This is a genomic window from uncultured Campylobacter sp. (assembly GCF_938030145.1).
GTDB lineage: Bacteria > Campylobacterota > Campylobacteria > Campylobacterales > Campylobacteraceae > Campylobacter_B.
Genome location: NZ_CALHGM010000039.1, coordinates 1 through 2,746 on the forward strand (window position 1 = coordinate 1; position 2,746 = coordinate 2,746).

Below are 2,746 nucleotides of genomic sequence, written 5' to 3' on the forward strand. Positions count from 1 at the left end.
TCGATGGGCGGCATAGATGTGGTTAAATTTGACGATATGAGCACTAAAATTTCGGGGCTTTACACCGCGGGCGAAGCGTCTTGCATTTCGATCCACGGCGCAAACCGCTTAGGCGGAAATTCTCTGACCAACGCCGTCGTAACGGGCAAACTCGCAGGACTAGGCGCAGCGAATTATGCCGCGAAGCAGGAGGGATTCGGCTCTGGTAAAAGAGCGAGCGAGCTCGCGCAAAAATGGCAGGCTAAATTTAAGCAGATCGCAAACGGCTCGGGCAAGGCAAACGAGATGTATGAGTTGCGCGAAGAGCTAGGCGCGCAGCTTTGGGACAATATGGGTATCTTTAGAACCGGCGAGAAGCTCGATCTGCTTTCGCAAAATTTAGAGGGTATCAAAGCGCGCTACGACGAGCTGCACGTCGCGGATACAAATCCGGTTATGAATACCGCATTTACCGACTACGTCGAGCTTGGAAATTTGATCCTGCTTGCGCGCTGTGCGTGTTTGGCTGCGCAAAAGAGGCTGGAAAGCCGCGGCGCGCATACCAGAGAGGACTATCCGAAGCGCGACGATAAAAATTTCTTAAAGCACAGTATCGTGACGATGAACGACGCAGGCGAGCTAAGTTTGGGCTACAAAGAGGTCGTCGTTACGGAATTCTCTCTTGACGGAAGGAAACCTCAATGAAATTTATCATAGACCGCTTCGACGGAAGCAAAAATTATAAACAAGCCTATGAGCTTAGTTTAGAGCAGATCAAAGGAAAGACCCTGCTTGGAGTTTTGCAATTTATTAAGCAAAATTTAGACATCACTTTAAATTTTACCGCAGCGTGCCGTATGGCGATATGCGGAGCTTGTGCCGTAAGGGTAAACGGACACTCATATCTTGCCTGCGATACCAAGATGGAGGCTCTGCTTGCAGAGTATGAAAACCCTGATAGCTTTACGATCTCCCCTTTAAATAATTTTCGAGTGATCTCGGATCTAGTAGTGGATTGGGAACCTAGTATCGAAAATTTAAGAAAGATCAAGCCTACTATTACGCCTAAGAAAGAATTTAGCGCCGATAAGGGCTGTAAGCAAAGCCCGGAGCAGATGGAGCGCGTCAAAAAGCAGTGGGATTGTATCCTTTGCGGATGTTGCGCTAGCGAATGCAATAAGCTTGGAGCCGATGCGAGCGATTATATGCAACCCTTTGTTTTTACGCATGCTAACCGTGCCGCATTTGATTCAAGAAGCAGGAACGCTATGCCTCATCTAAAGCCTGCAGTGCTAAACGGATTATGGCTATGCGTGCACTGCCAAGAGTGCGCCGATCGCTGCCCTAAAGGCATAAGCGCTCAAAGCGACATCACCGCACTTCGCGCCTTAGCGATGAAAAAAGGCTTAACCGCAGGAAGCGGCCCTGGTCACGCGGAGGCATTCCTGCTAGACATCGTAGAGGGAAGCGGAAGATTAAACGAGATCAAGCTTGCTCTAAGAAGCGAGGGGGTATTTGCAAATATGGGCAAGATGGACGTAGCGGCAAATTTAATGATGGCAGGCAAGATGAATCCTCTTCATGCTTTCGGCGAAGAGGAGATCGAGGGACATGCAGGACTCGTTAAGATGATAGAGGCCGCACGCAAAGCTCAAGCTAGCGGCGAGATAGAATAAGGAGGAGAGGATGAATAACGAATTTGCATTTTTCCCGGGTTGCGTTTTAAGTCAAGCCGCAAAGGAATCTAAAATTTCACTTGAAGCGATCGCTCCGGTACTGGGTATTAAACTTCACGAGATAAAGGGCTGGAGCTGCTGCGGGGCTAGTCAAGCTCAATGCGTCGATCCCATGGCAAGCTTGGTAGCCAATGCTAGAAACATCGCGCTAGCCGAGGGTATGAATATGCCTCTGCTAACTACCTGCTCCACCTGTATGCTAACTCTAACTAAAGCAAAGCTAACCTTGGATAAGGGTGCTAAAAGCTATATCAATACCTTTTTAAAAGAGGGCGGTATGCAGTATCAGGGAAGTACCGAGATAACGAGCCTGCTTTGGGTGCTATATCAAAGCTTAGACACTCTAAAAGCCAAGGTCACGAGGCCGCTAACAAATTTAAAAGTAGCGCTATTTTACGGCTGCCACTCATTAAGACCGGAGCGCGAGCTTAAGAAAGAAAGCTCAACCAATCCAAAAAGCTTTGAAGCGGTAGTTAGCGCACTTGGCGCTCAGATAGTGCCTTTTGAAAAGCGCCTTGATTGCTGCGGCTTTCACGCTAGCTATCCAGCGGTAAAATCGGTATCTAAAATGTCAAGCGAGATCGTAAATGACGCTGCCGAGCATGGAGCGGACGTCGTAGTTACGCCTTGTCCGCTATGTCAGATGCAGCTGGATATCTATCAGGAGCGATACCAAGAAGCGATGAACTCAAAGGCAAGAAAGCCGATCATCCACCTATCTCAGCTTGTGGGCCTTGCACTTGGGCTAAGCAACGAGCAGCTTGGACTAAACATCAATATCCAAGATGCAACGAGATTGGTAAGCTGATCTTTGGGAAATTTTCTAAAATTTAACGGATGATTTTGCAAAAATACTTTGCTGCGGCGCACAAACAGTGCGCCTGCTAGTATCGCACAAAATCATCCAACCTACGCCTGCTTTATCCTAAAATATTTTTCGATACTATAAAATTCTTGGATAAAATTCCATTATTTCGTAAATTTAATGCTTCATTTGCCGAAATTTAGTACTTCATAAAATTTAATGCTTT

At 47.2% G+C, this 2,746-nt stretch carries 3 protein-coding genes; all 3 read left to right on the top strand.

The genetic code is table 11. The features are described from left to right. The coding region (locus tag Q0323_RS08400) for an FAD-binding protein (protein WP_298053475.1) at positions 1-684 on the top strand (684 nt) is incomplete at its 5' end. Then, positions 681-1,655 carry an 8-methylmenaquinol:fumarate reductase iron-sulfur subunit gene (gene sdhB / locus Q0323_RS08405; protein ID WP_298053477.1) on the top strand — a complete coding sequence of 325 codons (975 nt, stop codon included), beginning with the start codon at positions 681-683 and terminating at the stop codon, positions 1,653-1,655. The genes Q0323_RS08400 and sdhB, both read left to right, overlap by 4 nt. Before the next feature lie 10 nt (positions 1,656-1,665). Next, the gene (sdhE, locus tag Q0323_RS08410) at positions 1,666-2,523 is read left to right on the top strand and encodes an 8-methylmenaquinol:fumarate reductase membrane anchor subunit (protein WP_295151735.1); all 858 of its coding nucleotides are present in this window, start codon (positions 1,666-1,668) and stop codon (positions 2,521-2,523) included. Positions 2,524-2,746 lie beyond the last annotated feature (223 nt).